Annotated in this window: 17 protein-coding genes; 8 read left to right on the top strand and 9 right to left on the bottom strand. The window is 74.6% G+C overall.

The features are described 5' to 3' along the window. Positions 1-130: 130 nt before the first annotated feature. Positions 131-2,848 carry a pyruvate, phosphate dikinase gene (gene ppdK / locus AC3D3D_RS11550; protein ID WP_463661838.1) on the bottom strand — a complete coding sequence of 906 codons (2,718 nt, stop codon included), beginning with the start codon at positions 2,846-2,848 and terminating at the stop codon, positions 131-133. A gap of 340 nt (positions 2,849-3,188) precedes the next feature. Between ppdK and AC3D3D_RS11545 the strand changes: the two genes are divergently transcribed. Both AC3D3D_RS11545 and AC3D3D_RS11540 read left to right on the top strand, forming a co-directional pair. After that, positions 3,189-3,920: a glutamine amidotransferase gene (locus tag AC3D3D_RS11545; RefSeq protein WP_463661839.1), complete on the top strand. Its 732-nt coding sequence runs from the start codon at positions 3,189-3,191 to the stop codon at positions 3,918-3,920. 141 nt (positions 3,921-4,061) lie between these two features. Further along, the gene (locus AC3D3D_RS11540; RefSeq protein WP_463661840.1) at positions 4,062-5,282 is read left to right on the top strand and encodes a DUF4349 domain-containing protein; all 1,221 of its coding nucleotides are present in this window, start codon (positions 4,062-4,064) and stop codon (positions 5,280-5,282) included. A gap of 89 nt (positions 5,283-5,371) precedes the next feature. Here AC3D3D_RS11540 and AC3D3D_RS11535 read toward each other — a convergent pair whose 3' ends face one another. Beyond that, positions 5,372-7,948: an ATP-dependent Clp protease ATP-binding subunit gene (locus tag AC3D3D_RS11535; RefSeq protein ID WP_463661841.1), complete on the bottom strand. Its 2,577-nt coding sequence runs from the start codon at positions 7,946-7,948 to the stop codon at positions 5,372-5,374. Between the two features lie 193 nt (positions 7,949-8,141). On the opposite strand from AC3D3D_RS11535, the gene AC3D3D_RS11530 reads away from it, so the two are divergent. Continuing rightward, positions 8,142-8,795: a V-type ATP synthase subunit E family protein gene (locus AC3D3D_RS11530; protein WP_463661842.1), complete on the top strand. Its 654-nt coding sequence runs from the start codon at positions 8,142-8,144 to the stop codon at positions 8,793-8,795. Between the two features lie 30 nt (positions 8,796-8,825). On the opposite strand, the gene AC3D3D_RS11525 is transcribed toward AC3D3D_RS11530, so the two are convergent. Further along, positions 8,826-9,584 (bottom strand): TetR/AcrR family transcriptional regulator, encoded by a 759-nt coding sequence (locus tag AC3D3D_RS11525; RefSeq protein ID WP_463661843.1) that lies wholly within the window; start codon positions 9,582-9,584, stop codon positions 8,826-8,828. A gap of 96 nt (positions 9,585-9,680) precedes the next feature. Here AC3D3D_RS11525 and AC3D3D_RS11520 point away from each other — a divergent pair, with 96 nt between their 5' ends. Beyond that, the gene (locus tag AC3D3D_RS11520; protein WP_463661844.1) at positions 9,681-10,064 is read left to right on the top strand and encodes a VOC family protein; all 384 of its coding nucleotides are present in this window, start codon (positions 9,681-9,683) and stop codon (positions 10,062-10,064) included. Positions 10,065-10,077: 13 nt separating this feature from the next. On the opposite strand, the gene dtd is transcribed toward AC3D3D_RS11520, so the two are convergent. From dtd to AC3D3D_RS11490, 6 genes are all read right to left on the bottom strand, one after another. After that, the gene (dtd, locus tag AC3D3D_RS11515) at positions 10,078-10,509 is read right to left on the bottom strand and encodes a D-aminoacyl-tRNA deacylase (RefSeq protein ID WP_463661845.1); all 432 of its coding nucleotides are present in this window, start codon (positions 10,507-10,509) and stop codon (positions 10,078-10,080) included. Continuing rightward, complete coding sequence (locus AC3D3D_RS11510) at positions 10,506-10,889, bottom strand: DUF2516 family protein (RefSeq protein WP_463661846.1); 384 nt, start codon at positions 10,887-10,889, stop codon at positions 10,506-10,508. Before AC3D3D_RS11510 ends, dtd begins: the two co-directional genes overlap by 4 nt. Positions 10,890-10,953: 64 nt before the next feature. Further along, the gene (locus AC3D3D_RS11505; protein ID WP_463661847.1) at positions 10,954-12,168 is read right to left on the bottom strand and encodes an FUSC family protein; all 1,215 of its coding nucleotides are present in this window, start codon (positions 12,166-12,168) and stop codon (positions 10,954-10,956) included. A gap of 3 nt (positions 12,169-12,171) precedes the next feature. Continuing rightward, a complete protein-coding gene (gene ygfZ / locus AC3D3D_RS11500) occupies positions 12,172-13,338 on the bottom strand; it encodes a CAF17-like 4Fe-4S cluster assembly/insertion protein YgfZ (protein WP_463661848.1) in 1,167 nt (388 codons plus the stop codon). Further along, complete coding sequence (locus AC3D3D_RS11495) at positions 13,335-13,916, bottom strand: heme-binding beta-barrel domain-containing protein (protein ID WP_463661849.1); 582 nt, start codon at positions 13,914-13,916, stop codon at positions 13,335-13,337. The genes ygfZ and AC3D3D_RS11495 overlap by 4 nt, the downstream gene beginning before the upstream one ends. A gap of 164 nt (positions 13,917-14,080) precedes the next feature. Continuing rightward, positions 14,081-14,839 (bottom strand): hypothetical protein, encoded by a 759-nt coding sequence (locus AC3D3D_RS11490; protein WP_463661850.1) that lies wholly within the window; start codon positions 14,837-14,839, stop codon positions 14,081-14,083. An 89-nt stretch (positions 14,840-14,928) separates the two neighbouring features. On the opposite strand from AC3D3D_RS11490, the gene AC3D3D_RS11485 reads away from it, so the two are divergent. The 4 genes from AC3D3D_RS11485 (at position 14,929) to AC3D3D_RS11470 (ending at position 18,227) form a co-directional block, all read left to right on the top strand. Beyond that, entirely contained in the window at positions 14,929-15,699 is a 771-nt protein-coding gene (locus AC3D3D_RS11485) for a winged helix-turn-helix domain-containing protein (protein WP_463661851.1), read from the top strand. Positions 15,700-16,047: 348 nt separating this feature from the next. Continuing rightward, positions 16,048-16,674: a hypothetical protein gene (locus AC3D3D_RS11480; RefSeq protein ID WP_463661852.1), complete on the top strand. Its 627-nt coding sequence runs from the start codon at positions 16,048-16,050 to the stop codon at positions 16,672-16,674. Continuing rightward, entirely contained in the window at positions 16,671-17,690 is a 1,020-nt protein-coding gene (locus AC3D3D_RS11475; protein ID WP_463661853.1) for an inorganic phosphate transporter, read from the top strand. Before AC3D3D_RS11480 ends, AC3D3D_RS11475 begins: the two co-directional genes overlap by 4 nt. Positions 17,691-17,789: 99 nt before the next feature. Beyond that, positions 17,790-18,227, top strand: coding sequence for a septum formation family protein (locus AC3D3D_RS11470; RefSeq protein ID WP_463661854.1), 438 nt, complete (start codon positions 17,790-17,792; stop codon positions 18,225-18,227). Positions 18,228-18,287: the final 60 nt, after the last annotated feature.

Here is an 18,287-nt window from a genome sequence, read left to right as displayed (position 1 = left end):
TGCGCCGGGACAGCGCCGCCCGGCCCGTCCCTTCATCGAGACGATGAGTCGTGTCTCGAGACGATGCCCCGTGCACATGGTCTCGAGACACAACCCGATGTCTCGGCGATGGGATCAGGAGAAGCGCCGGTCAGCGCGTGGCGTCCTCACCCCTCACGGCAGCGCGCCCCGCCTCGAGCCGCGCCACCGGCACGCGGAACGGGGAGCACGAGACGTAGTCGAGGCCGACCTGCTCGAAGAAGTGGATCGACTCCGGGTCGCCGCCGTGCTCCCCGCACACGCCGATCTTCAGGCCGGGCCTGGTGGAACGCCCCTTCTCGGCGCCGATGCGCACGAGCGCGCCCACGCCGTCGGCGTCGAGGGTCTCGAACGGGGAGATCGTCAGCACGCCGTTGGCCAGGTAGTCGGCGAAGAACGCGCCCTCGACGTCGTCGCGGGAGAAGCCCCAGGCAGTCTGCGTGAGGTCGTTGGTGCCGAAGGAGAAGAAGTCGGCCTCCTCGGCGATGCGCTCGGCGGTCAGCGCCGCCCGCGGCAGCTCGACCATGCAGCCGATGGGGATGTCGAGGGTGACCCCGTGCTCGGCGGCGACGTCGGCGATGATCTGCTCGGCCTCGTCGCGCACGATCTGCAGCTCCCGGCGCGAGCCGACCAGCGGCACCATGATCTCCGGCAGCGGCCTCCCGCCGGCGCCGCGGCGCCTGGCCGCGGCCTCGGCGACCGCCCGGATCTGCAGGGCGAACAGCCCCGGGATCTTCAGGCCGAGCCGTACCCCGCGCAGACCGAGCATGGGGTTCTGCTCGTGCATCCGCGACACGGCGGCCAGCAGGGCCCGACGGCGGTCGACCTCGGGCCCGCTCTCCCCGCGCTCCTCGGCGAGCGCCACCTCGACGGCGAGCTCGGTGCGGTCGGGCAGGAACTCGTGCAGCGGCGGGTCGATGAGCCGGATGGTGGCCGGCAGCCCGTCCATCGCCTCCAGCAACGCCTCGAAGTCGGAGCGCTGCGGCTCGAGGAGCGCCTCGAGGGCGGCGTCACGGCCGGCGGCGTCCTCGGCGAGGATGAGCCGCTCGACGAGCGTGCGCCGCTCGCCGAGGAACATGTGCTCGGTGCGGCACAGGCCGATGCCCTGCGCGCCGCGCTCCCGGGCCCGCGTCGCGTCGGCGGCGTTGTCCGCGTTGGTGCGCACCTCCATCCGGCGTCGGGCGTCGGCGTGGCTGATGAGGCGGTGCACGGCCTCGACGAGCTCGCGGGTGTCGACGTCGTCCCCGGCGGCCGCCAGGCCGGCCTCGAGCCCGCCGGCGATGTAGGCCATCACCGGGGAGTCGGCGACCGGCACGTCACCGAGGTAGACCTCGCCGGTGGTGCCGTCGATGGCCACGACGTCGCCGGCTCGGAGGACCCGACCGGCCACCGTCACGGTGCCGGCCTCGACGTCGACCTCGATCTCCTCGGCGCCGACCACGGCGCAGGTGCCCATGCCGCGGGCGACGACCGCCGCGTGGGAGGTCTTCCCGCCGCGGGAGGTGAGCACGCCCTTGGCGACGATCATGCCGCCCAGGTCGTCGGGGTTGGTCTCGCGGCGCACAAGGATGACGTCGGCACCTGCGGCGGCGCGCTCCTCGGCCTGGGCGCTGTCGAGCACGATCTCCCCGACGGCGGCGCCCGGCGAGGCGGACAGGCCCCTTGTCAGCAGCTCCTTGTCGGCGGCCGGGTCGAACTGCGGGAACATCAGCTGGCTGAGCTGGGCGCCGGTCACCCGGCCCAGGGCCTCGTCCATCGTGATGAGGTTCTCGTCGACGAGCTGGGTCGCCACCCGGAACGCCGATCCGGCCGTGCGCTTGCCGACGCGGGTCTGCAGCAGCCAGAGCTTGCCCTGCTCGATGGTGAACTCGATGTCGCACAGGTCGCGGTAGTGCGTCTCGAGGCGGCGCATCGCCTGCCGGAGCTCGGCGTAGGAACGCGGGTCGAGCTCCTCGAGGTCGGTGAGGTGCAGGGTGTTGCGGATGCCGGCGACGACGTCCTCGCCCTGGGCGTTGACCAGGTAGTCGCCGTACATTCCCGACTGGCCGGTGGAGGGGTCCCGGGTGAAGCACACGCCGGTGCCGGAGGTGTCGCCGAGGTTACCGAAGACCATGGTCACCACGTTGACGGCGGTGCCCAGATCGTCCGGGATGCGCTCCCGACGGCGGTAGAGCCGCGCGCGCTCGGTGTTCCAGGAGCGGAAGACGGCCTCGACGGCGAGGTCGAGCTGCTCGCGCGGGTGCTGCGGGAACTCGCGCCCGGAGTGCTCGCGGACGATCTGCTTGTACTCGTCGACCAGCTCGCGCAGGTCCTCCTCGGTGAGGTCGACGTCGGCCGCCGCCCCGCGCTGCTCCTTCTTGCGCTCGAGGGCGTCCGCGAAGAGCTCGCCGTCGACGTCGAGGACCGTCTTGCCGAACATCTGCACGAGCCGCCGGTAGGAGTCCCACGCGAAGCGGGCGTCCCCGGCGAGCTCGGTGAGCCCCTGGACGGAGGCGTCGTTGAGCCCGATGTTGAGGACGGTGTCCATCATCCCGGGCATGGAGAACTTCGCGCCCGAGCGCACCGAGACGAGCAGCGGGTCGTGGAAGTCGCCCAGCGAGCGCCCCGCCGCGTCCTCCATCTCGCGCAGGGCGAGGGTGACCTCGACGCGCAGGTCCGGCGGCACCGTGCCGTCGCGCAGGTAGGCCCGGCAGGCCTCGGTGGTGATGGTGAAGCCCGGGGGCACCGGCAGGCCGAGCCTGGTCATCTCGGCGAGGTTCGCCCCCTTGCCGCCCAGGAGGTCCTTCTGGTCCTTGTCACCCTCGGTGAACCGGTACACGTACGTCGCCATTGTCCGTCCTTCTGTTCAGAGCGCACGCCGCCTCGTGCGCATACGTGCACCGTAGGCCGCCCGGAGCCCCCGGGGGCCGGACCGTCATCATGCGAAACGCACCGGGTCGTCCTGCGGGCACCGCATGGGCGCGCTCCGCTCCCCCGACCTCGTCGTCGAGATGGACCGCACCCGTCCCAGACCGACCGTGCCGGCGTCCACCTCGAGCGAGTTCGGTCCACCTGGGCGCAGGTCGCAGCCCGAGCCGCGGCACGGGGATCCGCACGCGCCCCCGTGTCCGACCCGTGGGACCCCGGCCCGCCGGCGCGCGGGCGCCGTCCCGCTGCGGCAGGATCGTCCGGTGCACGCCCCGTTCCTCCTGCTCTCCTCGCGCCCCGAGCAGCGCGCCTCGGACGACGAGCACACGGCCGTCGCCCGGCACATGGGGATCGCCCCCGAGCACATCGTCCGCCTGCAGACGACCGACGACGCCTACGTCCGCCCCGACCTGGACGCCTTCGCCGGCGTCGTGCAGGGCGGTTCCCCCTTCACCGGTTCTACTCCGCTCGCGGAGCAATCCGCCCTCCAGCGCCGCACCGAGGAGCGGCTCGGCGAGATCCTGGACGAGGTCCTCGCGCGGGACGTCCCGTTCATGGGGCTCTGCTACGCGGTGGGCACGCTCGCCAGGCGCCGCGGCGCCGTCGTCGACCACACCTACGGCCGGGGAACGTCGGCGGTGCGCATCGAGCTGACCGCCGAGGGCCGCGCCGACCCGCTGCTCGCCGAGGTGCCGCCCGCCTTCGAGGCGTACGTCGGTCACCACGAGGCGGTCACCGTTCCCCCGCCCGGGTCGGTCGTGCTGGCGACGTCGGAGCCCACCCCGGTGCAGATGCTGCGGTTCGGGACGCGCCAGTACGTCACCCAGTTCCACCCCGAGCTCGACACCGCCGGACTCGTGCGGCGCATGACCGACTACCTGCACTCCGGCTACTTCCCCGCCGACGAGTTCGACCGGATCGTCGAGGTGATCTCCCGGGCCCGGGTCGACGACGCGCACGGCATCCTCGCCGCCTTCGCCCGCCGCTTCGGCTGACTCCGCGCAGCCGGCGAACGTGCAGGTCACACGGCCGGGGAGTTCTGACCGGGGAGAACTTCGGTGACGACGAGGTCACCGCGCGGTCCCGAAACGGTTGCCGACCTCGAGGGCCGACCGCCGCGGTGCGACCGTTCAGCCATGGACACCACGACGCCGTCGGCACCCCCGGCCGACACCCCGCACACCGATCCCCACGCCCCTGCGCCGCCCGGACGCCGCGCGGCTCGCAGCCGCACGCGCACCCGCACGCGCTCGGCGCTGGCCGGAGCCACCCTCGCGGCCGCCGCGGTGCTCGCCGCCTGCTCCGGCGCCGGCTCGGGCGACGAGTCGGGCGGCGGCTCGAGCGTCCACGAGCCCGCCGCCCCCGGGGGCGACGACGCCTACGAGGAGAGTGCCGCCGACGCGGCCGGCGCCCAGCCAGAGGCGCAGGCGGAGGCCGGCGCCTCGGATGCGGACACGACGCTCACCGCCGACGGCGTCGACCGGGTGGTGGTCACCACGGGCAGCGCCACGGTCATCGTCGATGACCCGGTGGCCGCCTCCGACGACGTCGTCGCACTGGCCGAGAGCCACGAGGGCCGGGTCGACAGCCGCCACCAGAGCAGCCAGGAGGACCAGCCGTGGGCCCGGCTCACCGTCCGCATCCCGCCCGACCAGGTCGACCCCTTCCTCGACGCGCTCGGCGAGGTGGGCGAGGTCGACGAGGTCGCCGTCGACGCCGAGGACGTCACCGGCACGGTGCGTGACCTGGACGCGGAGATCAGCGCCCTGGAGACCTCGGTCGCCCGTCTGGAGGGGCTGATGGAGGAGGCCGGGTCGGTCGCCGACCTGCTGGCGGCCGAGACCGAGCTGACCAACCGCCAGGCCGAGCTGGACCAGCTGCGCGCGCAGCGCACGTCGCTCGGCGAGCAGGCGGCGCTGTCGACGCTGAGCATCGAGCTGTCGGGCGAGGACTCGCCGGCGGCACAGGACCCACCCTCGGGCTGGTCGCGCATGTGGTCCGACGCCGGTGAGGCCTTCACCGACGCGATCCGGGGCCTCGTCGTCGCGGTGGCGGCGCTGCTGCCGCTGCTCGTGCCGCTCGCCCTCGTCGTCGCCCTCGTCGTCTGGCTCGTCCGCCGCTCCCGACGCCGCAGCGCCGAACACGGTCCGGCCGCGCCGGGCCCCTGGCCGGGCGGTCCCCAGGGGCCCGGTGGCCCGCAGGGGCCGAGGGGACCTCAAGGACCGCAGGCCGGGAACGGCAGCCCCCGCTCCGACGGCCCGGGCAGGCAGGAGGGGCCCGACGGCGGCTCCACGTCGGCGGGCGCCACCGCCGACGCCGGCTCCACGGCCGAGGGCTCTACCGATCAGGCCGACTGACCCCGCGCACCACCGCGACGACGAACGGCCGGGGGCCGGCGATGGATCCCATCGCCGGCCCCCGGCCGTTCGTCACTGCCCCGCGGGCGTCAGCTCCCGGGCTGCATCTGGCCCGAGCCGCCCGCGCCCCCGACCGGCGTCGCCGCCGGCAGCGCGCGACCGGCCGTGGCCAGCCGCTCCGCCTCGGGACGCTCCACCTTGTCGATGGGGCCGTCGTGGTCGACGAACTCGAAGGTCAGCTCGCCGAGGATGCCCTCGCCGGTGGCGTCGACCTTGATGACCTGGCCGCCGGTGACCTCGCCGAACAGGATCTTCTCGGACAGCACGTCCTCGATGTCCCGCTGGATCGCGCGGCGCAGCGGCCGCGCACCGAGGACCGGGTCGTACCCGCGCTCGGCGAGCAGCTTCTTGGCCGCCTCGGTCAGCTCGATCGTCATCTCCTGGTCGCGCAGGCGCTCGTCCAGCCGGGCGATCATGAGGTCGACGATCTGGACGATCTCGTCCTGCGAGAGCTGCGGGAAGACGATCGTGTCGTCGACACGGTTGAGGAACTCCGGCCGGAAGTGCTGCTTGAGCTCGTCGTTGACCTTGGTCTTCATCCGCTCGTAGGACGTCGACAGGTCGCCGGACGCCTGGAAGCCGGTCTGCAGCCCCTTGGCGATGTCCTTCGTGCCGAGGTTCGTCGTCATGATGATGATCGTGTTCTTGAAGTCGACGACGCGGCCCTGGCTGTCGGTGAGGCGACCGTCCTCCAGGATCTGCAACAGCGAGTTGAACAGGTCCTGGTGGGCCTTCTCGACCTCGTCGAACAGCACCACGGAGAACGGCCGACGCCGGACCTTCTCGGTCAGCTGGCCACCCTCCTCGTAGCCGACGTACCCCGGGGGCGCACCGAACAGCCGCGAGACCGTGTGCTTCTCGGAGTACTCCGACATGTCGAGGGTGATGAGGGCGTCCTCGTCGCCGAAGAGGAACTCGGCGAGCGCCTTGGCCAGCTCGGTCTTCCCGACGCCGGTGGGGCCGGCGAAGATGAACGAGCCGCCGGGGCGCCGCGGGTCCTTGAGCCCGGAGCGGGTGCGGCGGATCGCCTGCGAGAGCGTGGCGATGGCCTCGTCCTGGCCGATGACGCGCTTGTGCAGCTCGTCCTCCATGTGGAGCAGCTTCTTGGACTCCTGCTCGGTGAGCTTGACGACCGGGATGCCGGTCGACATCGCCAGCACCTCGGCGATGAGCTCCTCGTCGACCTCGGAGACCTCGTCGAGGTCGCCCTCGCGCCAGGCCTTCTCGCGCTCCTGGCGGCGCTCGGTGAGCACGCGCTCGTCGTCGCGCAGGGAGGCGGCCTTCTCGAAGTCCTGGTCGTCGATCGCGGACTCCTTCTCGCGCCGGACCTCCTCGATCTGCTCGTCGAGCTCGCGCAGCTCCGGCGGCGCGGTCATCCGACGGATGCGCAGCCGGGCACCCGCCTCGTCGACCAGGTCGATCGCCTTGTCCGGCAGGTGCCGGTCGGAGACGTAGCGGTCGGCCAGCGAGACCGCGGCCTGGAGGGCGGCGTCGGTGATGGAGACCCGGTGGTGGGCCTCGTACCGGTCGCGCAGCCCCTTGAGGATCTCGACGGCGTGCGGCACCGACGGCTCGGGGACCTGGATCGGCTGGAAGCGGCGCTCGAGGGCGGCGTCCTTCTCGATGTGCTTGCGGTACTCGTCGACCGTCGTCGCACCGATGGTCTGGAGCTCACCGCGGGCGAGCATCGGCTTGAGGATCGAGGCGGCGTCGATCGCGCCCTCGGCGGCACCGGCACCGACGAGCGTGTGGATCTCGTCGATGAACAGGATGATGTCCCCGCGCGTGCGGATCTCCTTGAGCACCTTCTTCAGGCGCTCCTCGAAGTCACCGCGGTAGCGCGAGCCGGCCACGAGGGACCCGAGGTCGAGCGTGTAGAGCTGCTTGTCCTTGAGCGTCTCGGGGACGTCGCCCTTGACGATGTCCTGCGCCAGTCCCTCGACGACGGCCGTCTTGCCGACGCCGGGCTCGCCGATGAGGACCGGGTTGTTCTTGGTGCGGCGCGAGAGGACCTGCATGACGCGCTCGATCTGCTGCTCGCGCCCGATGACCGGGTCGAGACGGCTCTCGCGGGCGGCCTGTGTGAGGTTGCGCCCGAACTGGTCGAGCACGGCCGACCCGGAGGGCTGCCCCTCGGCGGGACCGCCGGCGGCGACGGCCTCCTTGCCCTGGTAGCCCGAGAGCAGCTGGATGACCTGCTGGCGCACCCGGTTGAGGTCGGCGCCGAGCTTGGTCAGCACCTGGGCGGCGACGCCCTCGCCCTCGCGGATGAGGCCGAGCAGGATGTGCTCGGTGCCGATGTAGTTGTGGCCGAGCTGGAGGGCCTCGCGCAGCGAGAGCTCGAGGACCTTCTTGGCGCGCGGCGTGAAGGGGATGTGGCCGGACGGCGCCTGCTGCCCCTCGCCGATGATCTCGGTGACCTGTGCGCGCACGGCCTCGAGCGAGATGTCGATCGCCTCGAGAGCCTTGGCCGCGACGCCCTCCCCCTCGTGGATGAGCCCGAGGAGGATGTGCTCGGTACCGATGTAGTTGTGGTTGAGCATCCTCGCCTCCTCCTGCGCGAGGACGACGACGCGACGTGCGCGGTCCGTGAACCGTTCGAACATGGGCACTCCCTGGGTGTGGTGCGGTCGCCGCACGGGTCGCGTGACGACCCGGTGCGGGCGTTCGACGAGACTAACCGCGCCGGGGTGGGGTTCCTGCCCGTGTTCGCCACGGGCGTGAGCGGCCCGGGTCGGCGGGGACCTCGCCCCGCCCCCGAGCCTTGCCGGGCGGTGCCCGGAGGCCGACGATAGGACCATGCCGACCGAGGAGAAGCCGCTCGGGCGCGGGGTTCTCGCCCTCGTCGCCCTCGTCACGGCTGCCCTGGTGGGCACCCTCACGCTGACGATCATCCTGTGGCCGGCGGCCGGGTCCGACGAGGGTGCCACCGAGGACCCGGGGTTCTCCGAGGCGCCCTCGGCGGGCACCGGGGACCCGGAGGAGGAGACCCCCGACGACGACGGACCCACCCCCACCGAGGAGCCGAGCGAGGCCCCCGAGGAGGAGTCGGGGACCGGGCTGCGCGACCTCACCGACACCGCCCTGGCCGAGGCCGACCGCCTGCGCGAGGAGGCCGACCGGCAGGCCGAGGAGCTGCGCGACCGCGCCGAGGCGGAGGCCGAGCGGCACCTGAGCGACCCGATCGACTCGCTGCGCGACCTGTTCGGCATCGGCGACGACGAGGACGCGACCACTACCCCCGACGAGGACCGCGGGGGCGGGGGCGACGACCGGCGCGGGGACGACCGCGACCGTGGCGGGGACCGTGACGACCGGCGCGGGGGCGACGACGAGCGTCGCGGCAACGGCAACGGCAACAGCAACGGCAACGGCAACGGCAACGATGACGCCGAGCCGGGCATCCTCGACCGGCTCCTGGACGAGGCCCGCAACTACTTCGGCAGCCCGTGACCGAGCGACGGCGGACCCCGTCCAGGTCGGTCAGGGCGTGCGCCCGGCCTGCACGGCCAGGCCGTCGAGGATGACGGCGAGCCCGAACCGGTAGGAGCTGCGCGCATCGGCGGCGGCGCCCTGCGCCTGACCGGCCGCCGCCCCCACGCGGGAGGCGAGCGGGAACCGCTCGTCCAGCCCCAGCTCCGCGAGCCGGGCCCCCTCCCGCTCCCACCACTCGGCCGTCGACTCCTCGGCGGTCTCGAGCCGCGCCGCCGCCATCGCCCGCGCCGCGCCGCGGACGTGCCCGAGGACGAGGGCGAGCGCCCGGTCGCGCGCGACGTCGTCGAGGCCGAGGGGCTCGAGCGCGCCGAGCTCGTGCTCGTACGCGCCGATCGTCCCGGGCCCCAGCACCGCCCGCTCGCTCTCGACGTGCGCGAGCCACGGGTGCTCCGTCATCAGCGCGAGATTCTCGTCCGCGACCTGCTCGAGCATCTCGCGCCAGGAACCGGCGAGCGGGGCGCGGGCGCACCGCGCGCGGCAGTCGTCGACCATGAGCTCGACGAGCTGCGCGCGGTCGGACACGTGCCCGTAGAGCGTCATCACGCCGACGCCGAGCCGCTTCGCCACGCCCCGCAGGGAGAAGCCGTCGAGCCCGTGCTCGTCGGCCTCCGCGACGCCCGCCGCGACCACGTCGTCGACGCCGATCCGCGGGCGCCGACCTGGCCGGGCCGGCAGCGGCTGCTCGGCGCGCCAGAGGAGATCGATCGTGCGCACGTGTCCGTTCCGTCCGTCGTCGGGGGCTTGCATTCCGTACATCGTACTGTCATGCTCTATCGGTACGCCGTACGGTATCGCCCTGCGGCGCCCACGCCCGAAGCCACCGATCCCCACGAAGGAGCACCCATGACGTTCACACCCACCGGATTCGCCCTCTCGCTCAACGTCCCGGACCCGACGGCCTCCGCCGCCTTCCTCACCGAGCACTTCGGGTACGAGAGGGCCATGGAGCACGACGGCGTCGTCTCGCTCGCCCATCCCGCCGGGGGTTCCAACCTCGTCCTCCTGCGGACCGGGCTGGAGACCTTCACCCCCGCCGACATCGCCGGCAGTGCGCGCGAGGGGCTGCTGATCGTGCTGGAGACCGACGACCTCGACGGCTGGCACGCACAGCTCCTCGACCGCGGCGTCGAGGTCGTCACGGCGCCCGAGACGGAGCCCTGGGGGGAGCGGTTCGTCCAGTACCGCGACCCGAACGGCCTGGTGGTGCAGCTCGTGCAGTGGGTGTGAGCCCGCCGGCGGCTCAGGCCTCGGACTCGACGAGCACCGTCACGGGCCCGTCGGCCGTGAGGTCGATCTGCATGTCGGCGCCGAAGCGCCCGGTCGCCACCTCCACGCCGCGCTCGCGCAGGCCGGAGACGACCGCCTCGACCAGGGGCTCGGCCACCGCGCCGGGCGCCGCGGCCGTCCACGAGGGGCGCCGTCCCTTGCGCGTGGCGCCGTAGAGGGTGAACTGCGAGACGACGAGGACGGGGGCGCCCGCGTCGGCGACGGAGCGCTCCTCGCGCAGGATGCGCAGGTCGGCGATCTTGCGCGCGACGTGGGCGGCCTGCTCGGCGCCGTCGGTGTGGGTGACCCCCACGAGCGCGACCAGCCCGGGCCGGTCGATCGCGCCGACGGTCTCGCCGGCCACGCTCACGACTGCGCGCGAGACGCGCTGGAGCACGGCCCTCACGAGCGCCAGGCGGTCGGGGGCCGGTCGTCCCAGCTGCCGCCCCGGCCGCCGCGTCCGCGCCCCCGGCCGCCGCGGCGCCGGGGCGAGGCGTCCTTCACGGCGGGGCGCACGTCGGCGAGGTAGACGCCGGCGGCGATGACGGCGGCCAGGGACAGCAGGCCGCCCACTCCCCCGCCCGTGCCGACCGGCGGCGGGACCGAGACGATCGAGATGCCCAGGGCGGCGGCGAGGATGATCATCCACGCCCGACGCCGGAGCTTGCCGGCCGCGACGTACGCGGCGTCCTTGCGCATGAGGCAGTCCACCAGTCCCCACCCCGTCAGGGCGACGGCCCCCAGGCTCAGCGCGAGCATGAGGAAGGACTGGAGGTCGGCGAACATGCCTCCACGGTAGTCGCCGCACGGACCCCGGACCGATCAGGTCCCGACGACGCCGCCCGGCGGTTCAGGCGCCCGCGCCCCCGGCCGGTGCGCTCCCCTCGTCGTCGTCCTCCTCGGCCGAGGTGTCCTCGTCCTCGGCGCCCCAGGCGGCGACCTTGCCGTCGGCGTCGGGCAGCTGGTCGCGGGCTTCGGAGGCGGACATCCCGGCGATCTGCAGCACGTCGACGACCAGCGAGCGCAGCACGGACACCAGCGTCTGGGTGGGCCAGCCGTCGGCGGCGTAGTCGTCGGGGTCCAGGGCGTGCGCGGCCTCGGCGATCCGGGTGCGCGACAGGTCGGGCCGGTCGCCGCGGCCGAGGTCGACGGCGAGCAGCCACAGGGCGCCCGAGAGCAGGTCGAGGGTGCGGGCGAGGTCGGGCCGGGGCCCGGCGGCGACGACGCTCTCCGCCTTGCGCGCCACCACCCGGGCGTTGCGCACGGCCCGGTCGGCGAGGATCGAGGCCCGCGCCAGGCGCCGGACCTCGGCCCGGTCGCCGCGCATCGTGGGGTTGACGGCGATGACCTGGCGGGCGTTGCGGACCGTCTTCTCCCAGGTGTCGAGGACCTGCTGGGTGTCGCGGCCCAGCGTCAGGGCGTCGCGGGCCCGTTCGGGCTCGGCCCGGCGCAGCGCCTCGGCCAGGACGCGCAGCAGGTCGGACAGGTCGGTCAGCGCGGCCTGGGCGCGGCGTCGGGGGCGTCGGATCGCGTTGTCCGGCAGCAGGGCCGCGACGAGGAAGGCGAGCGCCGCCCCGACCAGGGCGTCGCTCCAGCGGCCCAGCGCGCCGTCGGACATGGCCCCGGTGGGCATGGCGATGACGACGATGCCCTGGACGCCGGCCTGGTAGGTGAGCAGGTCGCCGCGGTCGACGATCCGGGCGAGCAGCGTGGCTACGACGAGGACGACGAAGATCTGCACCGGACCGACGCCGAAGAGCACGGCGAAGAGCTCACCGAGGGCGACCCCCAGGGTGCAGCCGACGCCCAGCTCGGCGACGCGCCGCAGCTGCCGGTCGGAGGTGAAGCCCAGGCACAGCCAGGTCGCCGTCGGGGCGAAGATCGGCATGGCATGGTCGAGGACGCGGGCGGAGATGAGGTAGGCCAGCGCGGCGGCGGCCGCCGCCACGAGCGTGGGCACCAGGGCCCAGCGGGCCCGCCGGGTGCCCTGCCGCAGCCGGGTCCGGCCGTGCAGGAACAGGGGGCGCCAGCCGCGCCCGGACCCGCCCTCCTCCCCGGCGCCCACGGGTCACCGCAGGCGGGGCAGGTCGGCTCCCGGCCGCTGCGCGGGCCGCACGTCGGTCACGCCCGAGGGGTCGACCACGACCTCCTGGGCGGCGGCCACCCCGCCGGCGGTGAGCTCGGCGTCGACGGGCACCGACCGCTTGACCACGGCCAGCGCGATCGGTCCGTCGGTGCCGTGGCGGACCACGCTGGTCAGCCGGCCGACGACCTTCCCGTCCCGCTCGACCTCGGCCCCGGCCTCGGGGGTGGTGTGCTCGCTGCCGTCGAGGTGCAGCAGCACGAGGCGCCGCGGCGGGCGGCCGAGGTTGATGACGCGGGCGACGGTCTCCTGGCCGCGGTAGCAGCCCTTGCTCAGGTGCACCGAGGTGCGCAGCCAGTCCAGCTCGTGCGGCAGGGCGCGGTCGTCGACCTCGCGCCCGTGGCGGGGCCGGTAGGCCGCCACCCGCACGGCCTCCCACGCCCAGGTGCCGGCGAGCATCCCGGCGCCCCGGTCGCCGTCGGGGACCAGGGCCCGCTCGACGGCGTCGACGAGACCGTCGCGCGGGACCAGGGCGAGCGAGCGGGGCAGGGCGGCGCCGGGGTGGTCGGCGTCGGCGGGCCCGTAGGCGGTCGAGCCGGGGGCGGTGACCGGCCACGGGTCGTCCCAGACGGCGAGCGGGTCGGTGGAGCGCAGCCGGTCGCGCCCGTCGGCGACGGCGCCGAGGACCGCGACGTCGCCGCGGAGCTCGACGGTGACGTCTCGCATGAAGCGCATCGAGTCGAGGAAGAAGCGGAGGTTCTCCGCCTCGGCGCCCTCGACGATCAGCCAGGCACGCTCGCCGTCGTCGACGAGGGCGGCGACGAAGTCGATGTGCCCGCGGTTGTCCAGCAGGAGCAGCTCGGCGGGCGCGCCCGGGGCGAGGTCGCGGACCCACTGGCTGGACAGGGTGTCGAGCCAGGTCAGCCGGTCCGGGCCGGCGACGGTGACGACGCCGAGCTGGGAGAGGTCGACGACAGCGTCGCCGGCCTCGAGGGCCCGCTGCTCGTGCACGGGCCGGCCCAGGTGCAGGGGCACGCCGGCGTCGGGGCCGGAGCCCTCGACGGCGCCCTCGCGGGCGAGCAGCGGGGAGGGGGTCGGCGTCCAGGCGCTCAGGTCGGGCGCCGCGGCGGGCGCCGTGCCGGGAAGGCTCATGCGACCCTCCCCAGGCGGCCCGAGACGTAGGGGGCCAGCGGCTTGCCGAAGGCGGCGATGTCGCGCGCCCACATGAGGTCGGAGTGGACCAGGCCGATCATCCACGAGCCGGCGGAGAGCTCGGCCGCGCTGGGCGAGCGCACCACGGCGTCGGTGCTCAGCTCGATGCGGGCGGGCTGGGCGTGGCCGACGTAGAGCGAGAGGTGCCCGGCGGGGTCGGCCAGGAGCACCTCGAGCTCGGCGGTCTGGGGCGCGGGGCCGGAGGTCTGCCCCTCGCGCGGGACCGTGCGGACGTAGCCGGTCTCGGTAGCCCAGATCTCGGCCTTGACCAGGTGGGAGTAGCGCTCGAGCCCGGGCATCTCGTTGGCCACCGGGCCGGACAGGCCGGGGTCGGCGACCCACAGGGTGGACTGCCAGCGCAGGTAGGGGCCGCCGTCGTGGTCGACGTCGAGCTCCTGGACGACGGCCTTCTCCTCGATGCCGTCGTAGCCGACGACGCCGGAGCCATGCCAGCGGCCCACCAGCCAGGCGATGGGGTAGTTCTCGGGCGCGAGTCCCTCGGGGAACGAGAACGTCATGCCTCCAGGGTAGGCGAGGGTGCCGCGCGGTCACGAGGCCTCCGGTCGGGAGTGGGTGCCGTGGGTCGGTGCGGTCGTCGGTGTCGACGGCGGTGACCGTGCGGGCGGTGCAGGTGGTGCCGGCGACGGTGCCCGTGCCGGCGACGCGGGCGGCCGGCTCGTGCTCAGCGGCCGACGAGGGCGACGACGGCCACCGCGGCCCCGGAGGCGAGCACCGGGATCGTGGCGGCGGCCAGGGCCGGACGCAGCCGCGCCGAGCTCGGCGAGCGCGCCGAGGTACGGCTCAGGGCGGCGGTCACCAGGGCGACGACCAGGCCCAGCACGGCGCCCCGCCACCAGGGGGCGAGGTCGAGGAGCCGGGTCACCACGGCCACGGCGGCGGCGCCCACCCCCGAGGCCAGCAGCGCCGCCGTCCACGAGGACACCGGCAGGGTGGCGGCCACGGCGCCGACGACGACAGCGAGCGCGCCCGCCGCGACCCACTCCTCGCCCTCGGCCTGCCGGGCGACGATGAACCAGCCCGTGCCGAAACCCATGACGACCAGGCCCAGCACGTCCCCGGCGACGGACTCGGTCAGCCGCGGGCGCCCGTCGCGCCGGACCATCTGGTGGACGAAGGCGAGGACGACCGCACCGGCCGGCAGCAGCGCCGCCCGGTCGAGACCGCCGAACCAGACGACGACCGGGGTGACGAGGGCGCCCGCACACAGGAACCAGGCGGCGCCGGTGCCGTGCGGGAGGTCGAGGAGGCGCGGCAGACCGACGCCGAGCCCGAGCGCGCAGACCAGCACCACGGCGGCGACCCCGAGCGGAGGTCCCAGCGAGACCGCCGCGAGCACCGCGGCGAGGATCGCGGTCAGCGCCGCGCGCAGCATGACGCCGCGCCTGGAGGGCGCGACGGCGGGGCCGGACGGGGTCGACACCCGGCGATCATCCCAGGTCGGGGCGGACGGGGCGCGTACCGACCCCGCCGCGGCGCATAAACTGCACCGCCGGACGACAAGGAGAGCCGATGGCCGAGCTCGTACTCCTGACCGCCGACCCGGGCGGCGCCGGCCGCGTGCTGCCCTCGCTGGTCCTCCTGCGCCACCGGGTCACCCTCGCCCCGATGACGACGAGCGCCCTGGTCGCCCACGCCGAGACCGACGTCCTGCTGGTCGACGGCCGACTCGACCTCGTCACCGCCCGCTCGATGTGCCGCACGGCAGGGATCGACGGCCAGCTGGCCTCCGCCGCCCCCCTCCTGCTCGTCCTCGGCGAGGGCGGCTTCGCCGCCGTCTCCACCGGCTGGGGCGCGTGGGACGTGGTGCTCGAGAGCGCCGGGCCGGCGGAGGTCGACGCCCGCGTGCGGATGCTGCTCGACCGGGCGCGGGCGGCGAAGGGGGACGACGCGGACCCCGAGGCGCCGGTCGAGGCCGGTGACCTCGTCATCGACCCGTCGGCGTACACCGCGCGCGTGGGCGGGCGCGTCCTCGACCTCACCTTCCGCGAGTTCGAGCTGCTGCGGCACCTGGCCGCCAACCCGGGCCGCGTGCACACCCGCGCCCAGCTGCTCCAGGAGGTGTGGGGCTACGACTACTTCGGCGGGACCCGCACCGTCGACGTCCACGTGCGCCGGCTGCGCGCCAAGCTCGGCGTCGAGCACGACCACCTCATCGGGACGGTGCGCAACGTGGGCTACCGGTTCGAGCCGCGCACCGCGGTCGTCGCCGAGCCCGACGACGACGGGAGCGACGACGGCGGGGCCGACCACCGAAGGACCGACGGGACCAGCGGGCCGTAGTCCGACGGCGCGAGCACGGACGGGACGGAGCACGCGCGAGATCGGCCACGTCCGCGCGACGTGACAGCCGGCTCCCGGAGGCGTACGTTGGTTGCCGACGGCGGGTCGCGAAAGCCCCGGGCTCCAACATTTGCCGCTACGAGCGGCCTTCGCGCCGACAGGCGCTCTCCGGCCCGCCGTCCCTACCTCCCCCACCGCCGGTCCTCCGGCGCCCGGCCGCACCGCCAGGGCCCGTGCCCACGGCCGGGGCCCGCGGCCACGACCCGAGAGAGCTGCGCCGACACCCCGGCGGGTCCTGTTACTGTTCCGGTTCATCGGTCAGCCATCTCCCGTTCACCTGGAGGAGCCGTGCGTCTGTCGCGCCGCCCGTCGGTGGTGTCCGGGGACGGGCCCAGCCTGGCCACCAGCGCCCGCCTGACCGTCGACGCCGCCCGGCTGCTCGTCGAGGTCGTCGGCGCCACCTCCTCGGACATCTCCGACCTCGAGGAGCGCGTCGCCACCCTGCACCGCTCCGCCGGACGCCTCGCCGAGGAGCTGACCGACCGGCTCGCCGGGGACCTCGTGCTGCCCTTCGAGCGCACCGACCTCCAGCGGGTCGCGCGCACCGAACGCACCGTCGTCCACAGCATCCTGCGCATCGCCCGCACCCTGCTGGCCGACCGCACCGCCCCCACCCCGACCGCCGTCGCCCGGGGCGCCGACGACGTCCTGCGGGCCGCCGAGCTGCTCGTCGTGGCCACCGGGGTGCTCGGCCGGCCCCGCCGCCTGTCCGACATCGCCCGGGAGATCGAGCACGTCCACGAGGACCTCGAGACCCGGCGCCAGCACGCGCTCGCGGCGAGCAGCACGAGCGGTGACCGCCTCCTGGCCACGTTCCAGGCGGGGGTGCTCGGGGAGCTGGCCGACGTCGCCGCCGCCTGCTCGGCCGGCGTGGTCGACATGCGGATCCTCGCCGCGGGAGCCGGCCGGACGTGACCGAGCTCCTCCTCGCGGGGACGGTCCTGGTGGCCCTGACGTTCGCGTTCGCGACCGGTGTGCAGGACGCCTCCAACGCGGTGGCCACCGCGATCACCACGCGCGCCCTGACCCCCCGTGCCGCCACCCGGGTCGCGGCCGTCCTGGCCCTCGCGGGCGGCGTGGCCGGCTGGTGGCTGCACCCGCCGGTCGTCGGCCCCACCGACGGCGGGGTGACCTCGCTGCACGGCGGCGCCATCGGCCTCGCCGTCCTCCTGGTCGCCATCGCCTCGGCGACCGCCTGGCTGCTCCTCATGGCCCGCGTCGGGATGCCGGTGTCCAGCTCGCACACCCTGGTCGCCGCCCTGGTCGGCGCCGCCTGGACCACCGACGCCGAGGTGGACCTGGGCCGGCTCGCCGAGCAGGTGCTCGTGCCGATGCTCCTCAGCACCGGCGTCGCCCTCGTGGTGGCCCACCTCGGCACCCAGCTCGGGCGTCGCCTGGGCATGGGCACCGAGGCGGGCGAGGTTCAGCCCGTCGCGCGGGTCCTCCAGGCGCTCGCCTCCACCGCCACGGCCGCGCTGCTCGGTCTCCTCGGCAGCGCGCGGGTGCTGCTCGTCCTCGCGCTGGCCTGGTCGATGACGGGCCTGCCGCTCGACACCCGGGTCCCCGCCTGGGCCGTCGCGGCCACCGCCCTGGCCATGGCCGGCGGCGTGGCCGTGGGCGGGCGGCGCATCATCGCCACCCTCGGCGAGCTCATGGTCGGCCGCTCGGTGGTGCGGGGGGCCGCGATCCAGACCGCCGCAGTGACGACCTTCGGCCTGGTCACCGCGCTGCCGGGACTGCCGGTCTCGACGACGCACACCATCGGCGCCGCGCTCCTCGGCTCGGGCCTGGTCACCCCGGGCCGGATGCGCTGGGGCACCACGGTGCGGGTGCTCGCCGCCTGGCTGGCCACCCTGCCGGCGGTGGCGGTCGTCTCCGGGCTGTTGGCCGGGATCACCTGGTCCGTGGCCGGCGTGCTGCAGGGGGGCTGACCTCCCCGCCGGAACCGGACGTCGGTGGTGCGGCCGACCGATATCCTGCTCCCGGCCTCACGGCCCGCGAACTCGCTCCCCTTCCGGAAGGACCCACCCATGCGTGCCATCACCGCCCGCCGCGGCGCCGCCCTCGCGGCCGCCGCGCTCGCCGTCCCGTTCCTCGCCGCCTGCGGCGCCACGGTGCAGACTTTCGAGGTCGGCGAGTGCCTCGACATGTCCGACGCCACCGGCGGCACGGTCTCGGAGATCCCCACCGAGGACTGCGAGGACGAGCACACGGGCGAGGTCTACTACGTCCACACCTACGCCGACGGCGACTTCCCGGGCGCCGAGCAGGTCGGCACCGAGCTCGACGCCGCCTGCGCGGAGAACTTCGAGAGCTACGTCGGCGTGGACTTCCCCTCGAGCCAGTACTTCGTCCAGCTGCTCACGCCGACCCAGGAGACCTGGGACGAGGCGGACGACCGCGACGGCATCTGCATCCTCACCACCGACGAGCCCACCACCGGCTCCGCCGAGGGCTCCGCGAGCTGACCCTCTCCGCACGGGTGAGGGGCCCGCGGGCAGCCACCTGCCCCCGGGCCCCTCTCATGT

This window comes from Georgenia sp. X1117 (assembly GCF_057784635.1).
The sequence above is the reverse complement of the archived record's forward strand: the minus strand, read 5'-3'. Positions and strand labels throughout refer to the sequence as shown.